The organism is Paenibacillus sp. B46(2026) (assembly GCF_056786355.1).
Window position 1 is genome coordinate 5,676,514 of sequence record NZ_CM165907.1, and the last position, 13,707, is coordinate 5,690,220.

Genomic DNA, 13,707 nt, shown 5'->3' on the forward strand with positions numbered 1-13,707 from the left:
TTCATAACAAAAAGAGGCTGTCACAGGGACGAGCCTCTTTCTGTCCGGCCTCACCGGAAGGATTAGCGGTTCAGTACATCTGCAAGCAGTTGGTTGGCGAGGGCGGGATTCGCCTTGCCTTTACTTTCTTTCATAACTTGACCAACGAGGAAGCCGATGGCTTTCTGTTTACCAGCCTTATAATCTTCCACAGATTGAGGATTGTTCGCCACAACCTGCTCAACGATGGCAAGAATGGCACCTTCATCACTAATCTGCACAAGACCCTTCTCTTCAACGATCTGCTGAGGAAGCTTACCGCTCTCGAGCATTTCCTTGAATACCGTTTTGGCGATTTTGCTGTTAATGGTGCCCTTCTCAAGCAAGCCAATCATCTCACCCAAACCTTGACCTGTTAGTGGAACCTGAGTCACCTCGAGGTTGCTCGTATTCAGGTAACCCAGCAAATCGCCCATGATCCAGTTGGATACGGATTTGGCATCCTGAGTGAATTTCAGGCTATCTTCAAAAAGATCAGCTATAGCTTTGGATGAAGTAATAACCTCTGCATCATAGCTAGGCAATCCATAATCAGCCGTGTAACGAGCCTTACGTTCGTCCGGAAGCTCAGGTATGGTAGCCTTGATCCGCTCTTTCCAGTCTGCATCAATATGCAGCTTCACCAGATCCGGGTCCGGGAAATAACGGTAGTCATGCGCCTGTTCCTTGCCACGCATTGACAGTGTCTTTCCTTGAGCTTCGTCCCAACGACGCGTCTCCTGAACCACCTCACCGCCATCATCCAGAATTTCAGCCTGACGATATTGTTCATATTCGAGACCACGTTGAACACCACGGAAGGAGTTCATGTTTTTCAACTCGGCTCTCGTTCCCAGCTTTTCCTGTCCATGTGGACGCAAACTGATGTTGGCGTCACAACGTAGTGAACCTTCTTCCATCTTCACGTCCGATACATCACAGTACTGCATAATCGCGCGCAATTTTTCAAGATACGCACGTGCTTCTTCCGGAGAAGAAATCTCAGGTTCAGATACAATCTCTACGAGTGGAGTACCGACACGGTTGAAATCCACCAAAGACGCGTATCCGCCATCGATATGTGTAAGCTTCCCTGCATCTTCCTCCAAGTGAAGACGTGTGATGCCGATTCGTTTCGTTTCACCATTCACTTCGATATCAATCCAGCCGTTCTCACCGATCGGTTGATCGAATTGCGAGATCTGATAGGCTTTTGGTGAATCGGGGTAAAAGTAGTTTTTACGGTCAAACTTGCTGACATCAGCAATTGTACAATTCAGGGCCATCGCTGCCTTCATCGCGTAGTCTACAGCTTGACGATTCAGTACAGGCAATACGCCCGGATGCCCGAGGCAGACCGGACAGGTATGCGTATTCGGCGGAGCTCCAAAAGCTGTGGGGCAGCCACAGAAAATTTTGGAGTTCGTGTGCAACTCCACGTGGACCTCAAGTCCAACGACCGTTTCATATTTAGATGCGGACATTTCTATATTCCTCCGTTCCGGGCAGTCTACAGCTGCGGACGCTGCTTGTGGAATTCTGTATTTTGTTCAAACGCATGCGCTACACGCAATACGGTCGTTTCATCAAAAGCTTTACCGATAATTTGCAGGCCTACTGGCAATCCTTCCGAGAATCCACATGGAATACTAACGGCAGGTACACCAGCCAGGTTGACCGGAATTGTCAGAATATCGTTCAGATACATCGTAAGTGGATCATCCACCTGTGAACCCAGTTTGAACGCCGTTGTTGGCGCAGTTGGTCCGATAATGACATCATATTTGGCAAATACATTGTCGAAATCCTGTTTGATCAATGTACGCACTTTCTGTGCTTTCAGATAATAGGCATCATAGTAACCCGAGCTGAGTGCATACGTTCCAAGCATGATGCGTCGTTTCACTTCAGGACCAAAGCCTTGACTGCGGGATTGATGATACAGATCCAACAAGTTGTCCGGATTGTCTGCACGCACGCCATAACGTACACCATCAAATCGAGCCAGGTTCGAAGAAGCCTCTGAAGAAGCCAGCAGGTAATACGTAGCCACCGCATATTCGGTATGCGGGAGGGATACTTCTTCCCATGTTGCCCCGAGTCCTTCGAGAACTTTCAATGCAGACAGAACTGTCTCTTTCACTTGTGGATCGACGCCTTCACCGATATATTCTTTCGGAACCGCAATACGAAGTCCTTTGACATCACCTGTCAGTCCGCTCAAATAATCGGGGATCTCCACTTTTGCAGATGTCGAATCTTTGGCATCATAACCAGCAATGGCTTGCAATACATAGGCAGAATCTTCAACATTTTTCGTCAAAGGCCCTATCTGATCCAGGGATGAAGCAAATGCCACCAGACCAAAGCGGGAAACAAGTCCATAAGTCGGCTTCAATCCGACAACACCACAATACGAAGCAGGCTGTCTGATGGAGCCACCTGTGTCTGAGCCTAGTGTGAAGTATGCTTCTCCCGCAGCTACAGCAGCTGCAGAACCACCACTGGAGCCTCCTGGAACACGGTCAAGCGCCCATGGATTACGTACAGGGGAGAAACTTGAATTTTCATTGGAGCCGCCCATGGCGAATTCGTCCATGTTGAGTTTACCAATAGTTACGGTGTCTGCAGCTTTCAATTTCTCGACAACTGTCGCATCATACACCGGGTCGAAATTACGAAGAAACTGGCTACCGCAGGTCGTGCGCAGTCCGTTCGTAACGATGTTATCCTTAATCCCTACAGGCAGGCCGAAAAGCAAACCTTTCTCCTCGCCGCTAACCAAACGGTCATCCAGTTGACGTGCACGAGCGCGTGCTTGTTCTTCATCCAGTGCCAAATATGCTTTAACTTTATCATCATGCGCGCCAATATTCTGATACGCCTGTTCCACCAGATCGCTGACCGACAGTTCTTTGGCATGCAGCTTGTTATGTAAATCAGGCAACGATTGTTCAAATAAACTCACAGTTTTTGTCCTCCTTCCGGTTATCCGTTATTCCATTACAGCAGGCACTTTAAACTGCCCGTCTTCTTCTTCCGGTGCATTGCGCATCACCTGTTCAATCGACAGGCTTTCTTTGGTCTCATCTTCACGCATGACATTGCTTACGTGCAGAACGTGAGTGGTGGGTTCGATGTCTTCTGTATCCAGCTCATTCAGCTTTTCTGCATATTTTAAAATCGCGTTCAGCTGACCTGTCAGGGTCTGTTCTTCTTCAGCAGTCAAGTTGAGCCGGGCCAGCTTGGCCACATGCTGAACGTCATTATTCGAAATACTCATTAGCGGATGCCTCCTTCATTCGTTCTGATTCCCAAAACGGCCTGAAACGAATCGCTCGTTTAACGGGCTAAAGTCTCAAGATAACTTTTTTCATTATAGGTGAGATAGTTCGACAATTCAATGCAAATGACCTGACAGGCTTCCGGGAAGCTAAAAACAAACTTATAAAATAAAAAAGAGCCGACATCAGCCGACTCTTAAAATTCTAAATCCATGCACGCAGATTAACCTGCTTTATAAAATCCGCCTGTGACATAACATCGTTCGCGGGTTCTTCTTCCTCTTCCACAACTTGAAAATCTCCATTCATCAGATGATGAAACAGCTTCTCATTGTGTGTCGCAAGGGCGTAATCTATCAACGCTTCTCGCTCGACCCGCTCAGCTTCCTGCTTCAGCAGAACCTCTTCCAGATCGATGTCGCCGGATGGAACAAAAAAGTTCCGGTTTACCTGCGGCACTCGAAGCACGTAATCGAACGCATTGTCCGGATTCCGGTCATAAGCGATGACGAAACCATATTCCCCTACAGGAAGATTCTGCTCAAACGAATCCGCGACGATGACAACCTTCTCTCCTAATCGCAGCATCGTCTAACCTCCTGGTAGTCTATCTTTTTATTATCTGTATAGTCTACTAGAAAAGAATAACGATGTCTAGGAATACTAGAATTAAACAACATATTTGTGCAAAATCTTTTTTCTCTGTATTAGTGCGTGTTCAAAAAGATAAGTTTCAGTACCGAGAAGGTGGGATGAAGCTAGAAATGGAGTAGCGGACTTTTTGAACATCCTCTATTAAACGATCATACTTTCTTGTGTTGTGTACCTGGCTTGCGTTGTGATCGAATCACGACGAACCAGTATATGATGAGAGGCGTGGGAAATCCGGTGATCCCCCATAATCCCCATAACCAGGGGAAACGTCCACGTTTGCGTGCATCCTGAAAGATCCATGTGCCCTGAACCAAGAGAAAAATGCCAAGCAGTATAAGCCACAGAGGAGAAATTTCATCCAACGAATAATGCATTTTATTCATGACGAACCTCCTTCCGGCGCCGTCCAGCCCAGATCACAGCCAAAATCACCGCAACAGCTGTACCAAGAGCCTGGATACTCACGTATAGAGCTGGAGCGGACACGAACAATAAGACCCCGAAAACAATGGCAAACAAGCCAACCAACCAGAAACATATCATCTCGATCCAATTGGCTCGACGTCTACTCTGTCTTCGTTCCCTGACTTGGGCTTCAAGTGAACCTAAGGAAGGAATGCTTGTCGGTTCAAATGCATCATCCAGCACTTTCATGTGTTGCTGCAATCGTTCTACAACTTCTTGTTCTTGTGCATCATCTGATCTGCCCATCCTTATTCCAGCTCCTTTCTTAACTGACGGAGACCATAAGCTGTTCGTGACTTTACCGTTCCAGCAGGAATACCCAGCATTTCCCCGATCTCGTCATACCCGTATCCATAATAATGCTTCAGTAACACTGCAACACGATGTTCGGGTGTCAGTCTTGTCATCGCATCCATGACATCTGTCCATTCTTCATTCCGTGTCTCAAGCTGCCAGCGGAATCGACGTACAGCCTGATCCCGGATGAGAGCAAGCCAGTTCTGTTCTCTCTTCTTACGTCTTGTCTTATCGATATAGATGCGGGTCGCAATGGTGATCATCCATGATGAAAAGGCAGACGTGCCATCATATCGATGGATATTTTCCATACAACGAATCATCGTATCCTGCACCGTCTCTTCTGCGAGGTTAGCGTCCATTGTCACTTTGACAAGATACTTATACACAAAAGTGTAGTGACGTTGCAACAACGCTGCGAGTGCGCTATCGTCTCCCGATACTGCTCTGCGTACCTCTTCCAGCTCAGCTGCCTTTATCATGAAAATCACCTGCTTTCCGTTCAATCTGGAGTTAATACGACAGGCTCTGCAGAAACGTTCAATGGAATCAAAAAAAAATTAAACCCGACAATTTCCCGGGCAATCAGACTTGATTCCGGTAATCTTGCAGCTTGTCGAACCACGGTTGGTTGCGGGCTCCGTTTCTTAATACATGGCTTGTCCATATATTCTGCTGAGGCTTCATCACTTCATTGGTCACGCTAGGATTATGTATTAAAGCTCGGTTAGTACCTGTTTCTCTTTTTCCACTATCCAACATGCGACGGTTTTCTTCAATAATCGGATACTCGACATGCTGTCCCAACGGAATGACTCTTGTTTTCTCCACTTTGATCTTCCCCGCTCTCATGATCTATATAAGTTGAACTAAAGATTATTTACACTGACACTACGATGACAGAATAACCTTCCAATCGCTGTTATCCCCAGATTTTTTGATTCCCTTTTCCGAAGGGGAAAATCCGGAGATAGCGTATGCTTCCGATGCAGCTTTCTTTCAGAAAGCTTTTAGGCGAAGTGTATGCTTCCGGAGTAGCTTTCTTGCAGAAAGCTTGTAGCTTCGCTTTTTCAGGTTTTTTCTGTCCTCTCCGTTATCGTGTAAATGATTAGTTCAACTTATATAATATTTTCTTAAATTTATTTTTTCTAAATCAATCTGTACTTGCTGCTAACTTGCTATTGGTCTCAAACTGGCTTGTGATGAAGCGCATCTTGCATCTCAATGTAGGGTGAAACGGACTGATTCTGTCATAAAAAGGGGCTGAAAATAAAAAAAGAACGCAAACCGGGTATAGACCACAGTCTGCGTGCTTCGCAAGGTTGGGTGTTTCTTGGTAATGCTTCGGTTAGATGATGCCTTAACGCTTGTAACAACTAATTGCTATTCTAATGAAAAAGTTGTCGCTTGTCCAGACTTTCTTCACATAACCTGTCGGATTATCTTGCGGACACGTAAGGATTGTTCTGTTTCTCATAACCAATGGTCGTTTTGGGACCATGACCTGGATATACTTTCACTTCATCAGCAAAGGTGTAAAGCTTGTTCTGGATTGAATCAATCAGATCCCGTTCACGCCCTCCTGTCAGGTCCGTTCTGCCCACACCCATGCGGAACAGCACATCACCGGCAAACAGGTCGTTATCACAAAGCAAACTTACACTGCCTGGTGAATGTCCAGGTGTATGGAACACTTTAAACGTATGTCCAATCAGATTCAGCTTCTGTCCTTCGTCCATGGCATATTCAGCAGGATCTGTCGAAAGCGGTGGTGTCGCCTGCGGCCAATTCAAAGATCCATTTAATTTTGGGGTTGTAAGCCAGTCACTCTCCAAGTCATGAAGATACACGGGACATCCCTTCAATTTACGGATCTCATCTACCCCACCCATATGATCAAAGTGAGCATGAGTCAGGAGAATGGCTTCAATCTCCAAGTCCTGGATCGCCTTAAGCAGCGGCCCTGGATTCATGCCCGGATCAATAATGACGGCTTTACCCGGATCATCTCCTTGCAGGAGATACGCATTGGTCTGAAGCGGGCCTAGTGTAAACGTGCGAATGTTAAGCATATCGGCTTAGTAACCCGAAATCAGTTCACGCAACTCACGGATAATGGTTGCATGTGACTCCGTTCCTTCCCCATAACGTTTACCTATCTCTTGACGCGCTACAGCCAAATTTTCTTGATAATCTGCTGCTTCACGATCCGGGTTAAGGCGTTTGAATTCAATCATGACTTCCTGTACATGCTGCGGACGAGGTCCCCACTGACCTAACACATGGCCACCCGTGTCTGCGAAAATAACGACTGGCACGGAACGGCCACCCATCGTCAGGAACTCATCCATCACTTCCGGATGGTTCTCCATAATCAGAACTTCTGTTGGGATTCCTGAGATTTCAAGCGCCTGGAACACAACCGGAATATTGCGGACAACATCCCCGCACCAGTCAGCAGCCAGAATTAACACACGCAGATCATCGCGATGGTTCAGACTCTCAAAAAACTCACGATCCTCTTCGTTCGACCAAGTAAAGCTATCATAGTTGGCCTGGAATTCACTTTGGTTCTTGGTCATACTCTCAATGAAATCCTTCGGTGGCAGACCTTTACCGAATTTGTGAGACAAGTTGGGTTTACCCATAACTAGACACTTCCTTTCTTTTTACGAGCATTCATCCATTTAATAAGTACATAAACAATCATAAGGGCGAGAGCGACCAACAAAATAGGCATAACATATGGTGCCGCTTTCTCATCAATATGCTTCCATTGATCTCCAAGAATCATCCCTAAATATATAAACAATGCAGTCCAAGGTATAACAGCGAGTGTAGTAAGCAAGATGAATTTGCCTGCATGCATTTTCGTGATGCCAGCCGGGATGGAGATTGCATGTCGTACCACCGGAACAAAACGAGCCGTGAAAATGACACCGGTACCATACTTGCGGAACCACTCTTCGGAATGGTCGATGTGTTTTTTCTGGATGAGTATGTATTTACCGTAGCGTTCAAGTACAGGTCTACCGCCATAACGGCCAATCCAGTAAATAAATAACTGGGCAATCACACCGCCCACTGTACCGAAAATCATAGCACCGAAAAAGTTGATATTACCTTGTGAAACGAGAAAACCTCCATACGCCAGCACAATTTCGCTCGGGATGACTTCCATCATTAATCCAAGCATGATTCCAAAGTATCCAAGACTTTGAATCCAATCGAACAATTGGCCGACAAGGTTATGAATAAAGTCCATCTCAACCCTCTTTCTCCATCCTGATTGGCGGTGCCCCTCCGCACCATGGATGTTCGTCCCTATTTTATCACAGGGCTGTGGACGTTGCTACTTCACAAGGCTGGGATAGTGTCCCGTTTGCAGCGGTTCGCATATGGTATGGGGAGAGGAGCGTGAGAAGATGTCACACAAGTCAATACCCGGTTCTCCACCGGTCAAACATAAGCAGTCTGGTCAAAACCTTCCTTCCGCCAGGGGAATTCGCCGGGCATGCAGCAAAGAACTGTACCGCACAGCCAAACGGCTGAAGGTGTACGTCTCCCCAGAACGAATGAAGCAGGCGGAAGAATGTTATTACTGTAAGGTAATTGCCAATCTGCTCTGGATCGGGGAAAATCGCGACAACCGCAAAAAGTTATGTGAGTGGTGGAACACGGATGTCAGTGCAGAGATCGCCGCGCTGTGGGAAGTCGATGTTGAGCCATTAAAAGATGCATTTCAGCATGCATTTGGCGGGTATCGTCTGTAGATATGCGGCAATGAGCTAGGCAGGCGGAAAAAGAGTTTATGTTGTCTCCCTGTACATGAAAATGGGCTTAACTGTTAACCCTCTTAATTCTCATGAATTGAATCTGTTCATTAGGGCGTGTCTGAAAACTCCGAAGGAAGCAGATTTTGCCGAATTTTCGTTCCAAGCCAGGAAGTTTTCCGCAGGCGTGCCGGGGCACGTCAAGGGAAAGTGACGCAGCATGGGGCGAAAAGGCGGTTAAAGATGCACTTCAGCGAGTTTTGAGACACGTCCTAGATAAAAGCAAACAGGTAAGCCACTAAATCCAGCTGCGGTTCAATGATTCCGCCGGGTCAACTCTGGAGTAAATGGAGCGGAAGCAAGCTTGCGCAGGTTCTCTCCATAAACAAGAGCATGTTCCTCCATTACAAAACGACGATCATTATGAACGTTCCCTGCTTCCACTTTCTCCACCAACAAACGATAACGTTCATACATCTGTACACCAGCGGCGGCAGTCTGTTGGGCTCGATCCGTGAATCCTGCCTCCCATTCCCGCTGCGCTGCCTGCTCCATCCAATACAATGCGGCGGATTGGCCAATGCCATCATAGCGATTCAATGCGATAGCTTGATCAAAATATTTCCCAGCCTGTTGCCCCTCTCCGAATTGGACTGCCAATCGCCCCAGTTCGAAGTAAATCTGAGGGTGCACCGGGGAATGGGACAGGCTGTTCAGAAGGAGTGATTCTGCTTCTTGCCCCCCGAGAGATCGTGCAAGGGATAAGATAATATCTGGTCGATTCGGATTCGATTGAAAGGCAGCTATAAGATGTGCCTTTTGTACGGGAGTTCCATCCGATTCAGACATCGCCTGACGGTACTGCACTTCTGCTACGGCGTATCGGGAGGTCAGCCAGACTGTTCCACCGAGCCAGAAAAGGATAATCATCACTACTGATGCCCGTATTCCCCGATAAGTTAAACGCTGAAGAATATGAGAGAAGGACCGCATCGGTAAAGATAATAGACGGGATTGGGTTGGTGGAGAATCGGAGAGCTGAGGTCTGGGTGGGTTGTATTCGACAGTTCCCCCGGATCGCTTGCCTTCCACCGCTTCCGTCTTCAATGCGACTGCCCAAGCACCGAGCCAGATGAAGAGCATCCAGAATAGTGTGAAGCTCCAGTCAAAGTCCATCGCCCCATGCAGGCCAAAAATAAGCACAGATGGCATGAGCTGCGGTGCAACGTGAAGGATGCTTCGCAGGGTGAGGAGAAACCACCCTGCGACAAGCAGAATGCCGATCAAGCCCGTGTCCAGGGCAAGATCGAGCAAGCCGTTGTGAACCTCGCCTCCGACATAAGGCGAGGATTGAATGGCGTGGAACGTGTTGCGCCATGTGTCCCCCCCGTGGCCAAGCCATGCGGCCTCGGTCCACAGCGTTAGGGCGTCCCGCCACATCTGAAGGCGGGACACCCCTGTGCCGACACCAGCCGCGAGGCGATCAGCGGTGGAGGCCACGGCCATGAGTGCGGCGGCGGCTCCCGCCAGCACGATGGCCGTCAGGGCAGCGGCGCGAGGAGCCTTGGCGGCGCCGCTGTGCCATAGACGGCACAGCAGCAGCGTGCCGAGCAGCGCAGCTGCCCATGCCCCGGCCAGTGCCAGCAGGCCGGGCACGGGTGCAGGCGCCAGCTGGGCAGCTGCCAGCTGGCGGTATAGCCAGGCCGCGCACGCCAGTGGCGCGGCCGTGGCCAGCAGCAGCGGCAGGCGGGCACCGCGCCGCTGCAAAGCGAAGGCGGCGACCGCGGCGCAGCCGGTCGCCAGCCAAGCGCCGCGCGACTCGCTCAGCAGGAGCGCGGCTTGCGCAGGCATAAGCGGCAGCACTGCCGCGATGAGTCGCCCGGCCGGCACAGGCCGGGCTATGACTCGCGCGGCGGCCGACAGCCGCTCTAATGCGTACATGCCAACAACGGCACCGTACGCATTCGGGTACTGCAATAATCCGCCGAGCCGGGCCCCGGCGGAGCTGATCTCGGGGTCAGCGGTCCGCATCACCCCGAAGGGCAGCGGCCATACCCCGCACACGGCAAGGATGCCGCTTAGCACGAGCAAGCCGCCCGCCATCTGCCAACCGCAGGCTAACCAGCGCGCACCATCCGTACGCGCAGCCAATATTGCGGTGAGCAGAGTAAATATCGCAAGCAGGCTCCATCGCAGCATCTCATCCATACTGCCCTGTTTACTCACCGAGCCTGCCCATGCATGTAGGGCGTAACAAATTATCATCCCTAGCGGCCACAATACCCGCCACATCCCCGGAGTTTGAAATATTTTCTCAACCATTCGTTCAATGTTCCCCTGCCCCTGTACCAATGACATGGGTATTCGTTCACTCGCCTTCTGTGGACGAAAAACTACAAGAAATAGCACAAGTATAATCAAGGTGCTTCCTGCTGCGATCAGAAGGACAGGATACAGATCAGCCGAATAGTACAGTCCCCGACTCAGACATCCTGCGAGCAGCAAGACAATGGAGAGTATGCCCAACCCAACAGTCCATCCCGAACCTAAATTACGTTCACACCTCAAAATCCGAGAAAAACTGCCCTCCCACTCGGTTTGGATAGCTCCATTTGGATTAGATGTATCATCTTTTTTATATGTATCTTCCTTTTTGTATACACTGTCTCTACTGCACCTAATGTCCCCGTTACATAAGTACCTGTTATCTACATATTCTGTACCATCTGCATGGTGGGACCTGTCTAACACAAGTTCTATCATTTCTTCATTCACCGCACGCCCCTGTTTATCCACTGGCTTTGCCTTATCCATTGTCCTATACTTCATCCACGTCCACCCTCCTTTCACGGCTCCACATGCATAACAAAAAGACAGAAGATCCCGATAAAGGGTCCTTCTGTCTGATAGATCTGACAGTTATGATGTTGCTTGCAACGAAGGTTGTGCACTGTATTGAAGTTTACATTCAGAGACCCTAATTGCAGTATGTCCCTGGATTGTCATTGGCACACTCAGCAAAGGTCGCAATGTGCGGAATCCTGAACGGTTCCTTTACCTGATTTCCCGCTGGTCTGTTTGCCATCGCCTGGAAGCAAATCCGCACAAACCCGCTCCAAATATGGATCGGCATGAATGAAATCACGGAAAGCTGTATATTCATTCCACATATCCGTCACTTCGCCGGCCTGACCACGAACGGCACGAATCAATATATTTTTGGGCGTATGCTCCATATCGATGAATTCTAGCAGTTGTGTTTTATATCCCATCAGGTCAAGCAGCTTGGCACGAATCGCATCCGTAGCCAGTGCGGAGAAACGTTCCTTCAGGATACCATGAGACAACAACGGATTCATCACGGAAGATTCAACCTGGTCAAACAGCTCGTGCTGACAGCAAGGCACAGACAGAATGACTGAAGCGCCCCAGCGAACCGCCTTCTCCAAAGCCGCATCGGTAGCTGTATCACAAGCATGCAGCGTTACGACCATATCCACTTCATTTAGTTCATCGTAGTCGGCGATGTCTCCAACCAGGAACTTCAGGTCACCATAATGTAATTTGTTAGCCAGATCATTGCAATGTTCGATCACGTCAGCCTTCAAGTCGAGACCAATAATCTTGAGCGAACGCCGTTGTTGTACAGACAGGTAGTGATATAACGCAAATGTCAGATAAGACTTGCCACAACCAAAATCAACGATGGTCAGCGGACGTCCCTCCGGCAGATGCGGAATGACATCCTGCACCATTTCGAGGAAACGGTTGATCTGTCTGAACTTGTCATACTTGCGGGTCAGCACACGACCTTCTTCGTTCATAATACCAAGTTCAACGAGGAACGAGACGGGCACTCCCTCTTCCAATACATATTGCTTCTTGCGATTATGCGAAAGATCCACCGCAGTCTTGGAAGCAGATTTGGTCAGTATGGATACTTTATATTTTTTGCTGATCAAAATTTGATAGTCTGCCTCGGTCGTGCAGAGCAGCCCTTGACGAAACGTCTCTTCGCATAGCAATGTCATGCGCTCGGCCGCTTCAGCCGGAATCAAATTCTCGTGCAGCACTTTGTTGTTATAATGAAATGCAAATTGATAATGCAGCTGATTCTTCAGTGTCACCGGCTTGACTTGCACTTTGGTATACGAGACATTGTCCCGTCTGCGCAGCTGGCTCCAGGTCGCTGTGATCAGCGAATTCTGTTCAAAGATGTCTTGTATAAGCTTTCGCAATGAATCCACGGGGTACATCTCACTTTCGGTTTGGTTTGGTCAACCGTTACCATACCACAATTCCGTTCCCTCTCCAAGTGAAGGCATGTAACAAGCCTTGATCCAATCCATATTTATGAGCTCATCTCTTGACGAGTGAGTTCAGCTAGCCCCTCTTCAACTTCGTTCCGTGGCAGACCACCTTGCTCCAGTTGTTCATCCGTGAGATGGCTCAACCTTTCGTAGAACGCCTGCACATCAGCTCGATAATTCACCGGGAAGTCAGCACCAAGCTGTAACAACCTGTACCAACTGTTCTCTGCCTGGTCGTACCGTCCTTGTTGCTCACGATACAGGGCAAGCTGTCTCACGGTTCGGGCAGGGAGTTCATATTCTTTGGTGAGCCCCAATACACCCTCTACCCGTTCCGGTGCGTCCAATAACTTAGGATTAGCGCCATGATTCAATGCATACAGGTAAAAATGAAGTGATCTCATCAATCGGATGACAGCCTCATCCTCTGCATCCATTCTCTCCTGATCATCTATGCCTTCCACTCTGGCCTTCTCTTGATAAATGTAAGCTTCTTCTTCAATCAGCCTGGCGGCTTGCTGCAGATTGTCCACTTCGATAACTCCGCGAAAACGAAACATTTCAATAACATCCTCCGCTGGCAATGAGTTCAGTAAAGATAAGTTCAACCCAAACTGCCTGCGCATCAATTCATCCAACTCGGACAATGCCTCCGCGTGCTTACGTTGCTGCTTGAGCGTGAACACTTTGCCAATCGCCTCTGTCATTTCCTCCATCATGCGGAGCAGATAATCTTTTCTGAACATCTGGTATGCCCCCTCATCGTTCGACCCTATCAATCCACTCGTTCTCACATCGTCCCTTTATAATTATTTTAATTCATGCCATGACAAAAAGCCAAAAACAAGACATACGCGTCTATGTTATGGCCCTAAACGCACCAACCCCCGCCTGTCCCAAAGGGAC

At 48.6% G+C, this 13,707-nt stretch carries 15 protein-coding genes; 1 reads left to right on the plus strand and 14 read right to left on the minus strand.

Annotation, left to right across the window (positions count from 1 at the left end; all coding sequences use genetic code 11):
* Positions 1-62: 62 nt before the first annotated feature.
* The 11 genes from gatB to uptA all read right to left on the minus strand — a co-directional run bounded on the left by gatB (position 63) and on the right by uptA (position 7,983).
* Positions 63-1,502, minus strand: a complete 1,440-nt coding sequence (gatB, locus tag AC1S8V_RS25235; protein ID WP_482071221.1) for an Asp-tRNA(Asn)/Glu-tRNA(Gln) amidotransferase subunit GatB — start codon at positions 1,500-1,502, stop codon at positions 63-65.
* Positions 1,503-1,528: 26 nt separating this feature from the next.
* Complete coding sequence (gene gatA / locus AC1S8V_RS25240) at positions 1,529-2,986, minus strand: Asp-tRNA(Asn)/Glu-tRNA(Gln) amidotransferase subunit GatA (protein WP_482071222.1); 1,458 nt, start codon at positions 2,984-2,986, stop codon at positions 1,529-1,531.
* 27 nt (positions 2,987-3,013) lie between these two features.
* Positions 3,014-3,301, minus strand: coding sequence for an Asp-tRNA(Asn)/Glu-tRNA(Gln) amidotransferase subunit GatC (gene gatC, locus AC1S8V_RS25245; protein WP_036607033.1), 288 nt, complete (start codon positions 3,299-3,301; stop codon positions 3,014-3,016).
* A gap of 205 nt (positions 3,302-3,506) precedes the next feature.
* Entirely contained in the window at positions 3,507-3,890 is a 384-nt protein-coding gene (locus AC1S8V_RS25250; protein ID WP_017692297.1) for a hypothetical protein, read from the minus strand.
* Between the two features lie 215 nt (positions 3,891-4,105).
* Positions 4,106-4,339: a sigmaY antisigma factor component gene (locus AC1S8V_RS25255; RefSeq protein ID WP_482071223.1), complete on the minus strand. Its 234-nt coding sequence runs from the start codon at positions 4,337-4,339 to the stop codon at positions 4,106-4,108.
* Complete coding sequence (locus tag AC1S8V_RS25260; protein ID WP_482071224.1) at positions 4,332-4,667, minus strand: YxlC family protein; 336 nt, start codon at positions 4,665-4,667, stop codon at positions 4,332-4,334. The genes AC1S8V_RS25255 and AC1S8V_RS25260 overlap by 8 nt, the downstream gene beginning before the upstream one ends.
* Positions 4,668-4,669: 2 nt before the next feature.
* A complete protein-coding gene (sigY, locus tag AC1S8V_RS25265) occupies positions 4,670-5,200 on the minus strand; it encodes an RNA polymerase sigma factor SigY (RefSeq protein WP_076212623.1) in 531 nt (176 codons plus the stop codon).
* A 103-nt stretch (positions 5,201-5,303) separates the two neighbouring features.
* Complete coding sequence (locus tag AC1S8V_RS25270) at positions 5,304-5,570, minus strand: hypothetical protein (protein WP_482071225.1); 267 nt, start codon at positions 5,568-5,570, stop codon at positions 5,304-5,306.
* Between the two features lie 587 nt (positions 5,571-6,157).
* Complete coding sequence (locus tag AC1S8V_RS25275) at positions 6,158-6,790, minus strand: MBL fold metallo-hydrolase (RefSeq protein ID WP_036607016.1); 633 nt, start codon at positions 6,788-6,790, stop codon at positions 6,158-6,160.
* Positions 6,791-6,796: 6 nt separating this feature from the next.
* Complete coding sequence (locus AC1S8V_RS25280; RefSeq protein WP_340399454.1) at positions 6,797-7,366, minus strand: thioredoxin family protein; 570 nt, start codon at positions 7,364-7,366, stop codon at positions 6,797-6,799.
* Between the two features lie 2 nt (positions 7,367-7,368).
* Entirely contained in the window at positions 7,369-7,983 is a 615-nt protein-coding gene (gene uptA, locus AC1S8V_RS25285) for an undecaprenyl phosphate transporter UptA (protein WP_145325788.1), read from the minus strand.
* 160 nt (positions 7,984-8,143) lie between these two features.
* Here uptA and AC1S8V_RS25290 point away from each other — a divergent pair, with 160 nt between their 5' ends.
* The gene (locus AC1S8V_RS25290; RefSeq protein ID WP_482071226.1) at positions 8,144-8,491 is read left to right on the plus strand and encodes a dehydrogenase; all 348 of its coding nucleotides are present in this window, start codon (positions 8,144-8,146) and stop codon (positions 8,489-8,491) included.
* Positions 8,492-8,806: 315 nt separating this feature from the next.
* Here the strand turns inward: AC1S8V_RS25290 and AC1S8V_RS25295 are convergent, their stop codons facing one another.
* The 3 genes from AC1S8V_RS25295 to AC1S8V_RS25305 all read right to left on the minus strand — a co-directional run bounded on the left by AC1S8V_RS25295 (position 8,807) and on the right by AC1S8V_RS25305 (position 13,547).
* Positions 8,807-11,320 (minus strand): O-antigen ligase family protein, encoded by a 2,514-nt coding sequence (locus AC1S8V_RS25295; protein ID WP_482071227.1) that lies wholly within the window; start codon positions 11,318-11,320, stop codon positions 8,807-8,809.
* Positions 11,321-11,505: 185 nt separating this feature from the next.
* On the minus strand, positions 11,506-12,747 hold the full coding sequence (locus tag AC1S8V_RS25300) for a class I SAM-dependent methyltransferase (RefSeq protein WP_482071228.1): 1,242 nt from the start codon (positions 12,745-12,747) through the stop codon (positions 11,506-11,508).
* Positions 12,748-12,842: 95 nt separating this feature from the next.
* Positions 12,843-13,547 (minus strand): DUF6483 family protein, encoded by a 705-nt coding sequence (locus AC1S8V_RS25305; protein WP_482071229.1) that lies wholly within the window; start codon positions 13,545-13,547, stop codon positions 12,843-12,845.
* Between the last annotated feature and the right edge of the window lie 160 nt (positions 13,548-13,707).

Bases quoted from the DNA above. Each gene is read 5' to 3' on its own strand.
- gatB (WP_482071221.1), bottom strand. From the start codon at position 1,502: ATGTCCGCATCTAAATATGAAACGGTCGTTGGACTTGAGGTCCACGTG.
- gatC (WP_036607033.1), bottom strand. From the start codon at position 3,301: ATGAGTATTTCGAATAATGACGTTCAGCATGTGGCCAAGCTGGCCCGG.
- AC1S8V_RS25250 (WP_017692297.1), bottom strand. From the start codon at position 3,890: ATGCTGCGATTAGGAGAGAAGGTTGTCATCGTCGCGGATTCGTTTGAG.
- AC1S8V_RS25255 (WP_482071223.1), bottom strand. From the start codon at position 4,339: ATGAATAAAATGCATTATTCGTTGGATGAAATTTCTCCTCTGTGGCTT.
- AC1S8V_RS25260 (WP_482071224.1), bottom strand. From the start codon at position 4,667: ATGGGCAGATCAGATGATGCACAAGAACAAGAAGTTGTAGAACGATTG.
- sigY (WP_076212623.1), bottom strand. From the start codon at position 5,200: ATGATAAAGGCAGCTGAGCTGGAAGAGGTACGCAGAGCAGTATCGGGA.
- AC1S8V_RS25270 (WP_482071225.1), bottom strand. From the start codon at position 5,570: ATGAGAGCGGGGAAGATCAAAGTGGAGAAAACAAGAGTCATTCCGTTG.
- AC1S8V_RS25275 (WP_036607016.1), bottom strand. From the start codon at position 6,790: ATGCTTAACATTCGCACGTTTACACTAGGCCCGCTTCAGACCAATGCG.
- AC1S8V_RS25280 (WP_340399454.1), bottom strand. From the start codon at position 7,366: ATGGGTAAACCCAACTTGTCTCACAAATTCGGTAAAGGTCTGCCACCG.
- uptA (WP_145325788.1), bottom strand. From the start codon at position 7,983: ATGGACTTTATTCATAACCTTGTCGGCCAATTGTTCGATTGGATTCAA.
- AC1S8V_RS25290 (WP_482071226.1), top strand. From the start codon at position 8,144: ATGTCACACAAGTCAATACCCGGTTCTCCACCGGTCAAACATAAGCAG.
- AC1S8V_RS25295 (WP_482071227.1), bottom strand. From the start codon at position 11,320: ATGAAGTATAGGACAATGGATAAGGCAAAGCCAGTGGATAAACAGGGG.
- AC1S8V_RS25300 (WP_482071228.1), bottom strand. From the start codon at position 12,747: ATGTACCCCGTGGATTCATTGCGAAAGCTTATACAAGACATCTTTGAA.
- AC1S8V_RS25305 (WP_482071229.1), bottom strand. From the start codon at position 13,547: ATGTTCAGAAAAGATTATCTGCTCCGCATGATGGAGGAAATGACAGAG.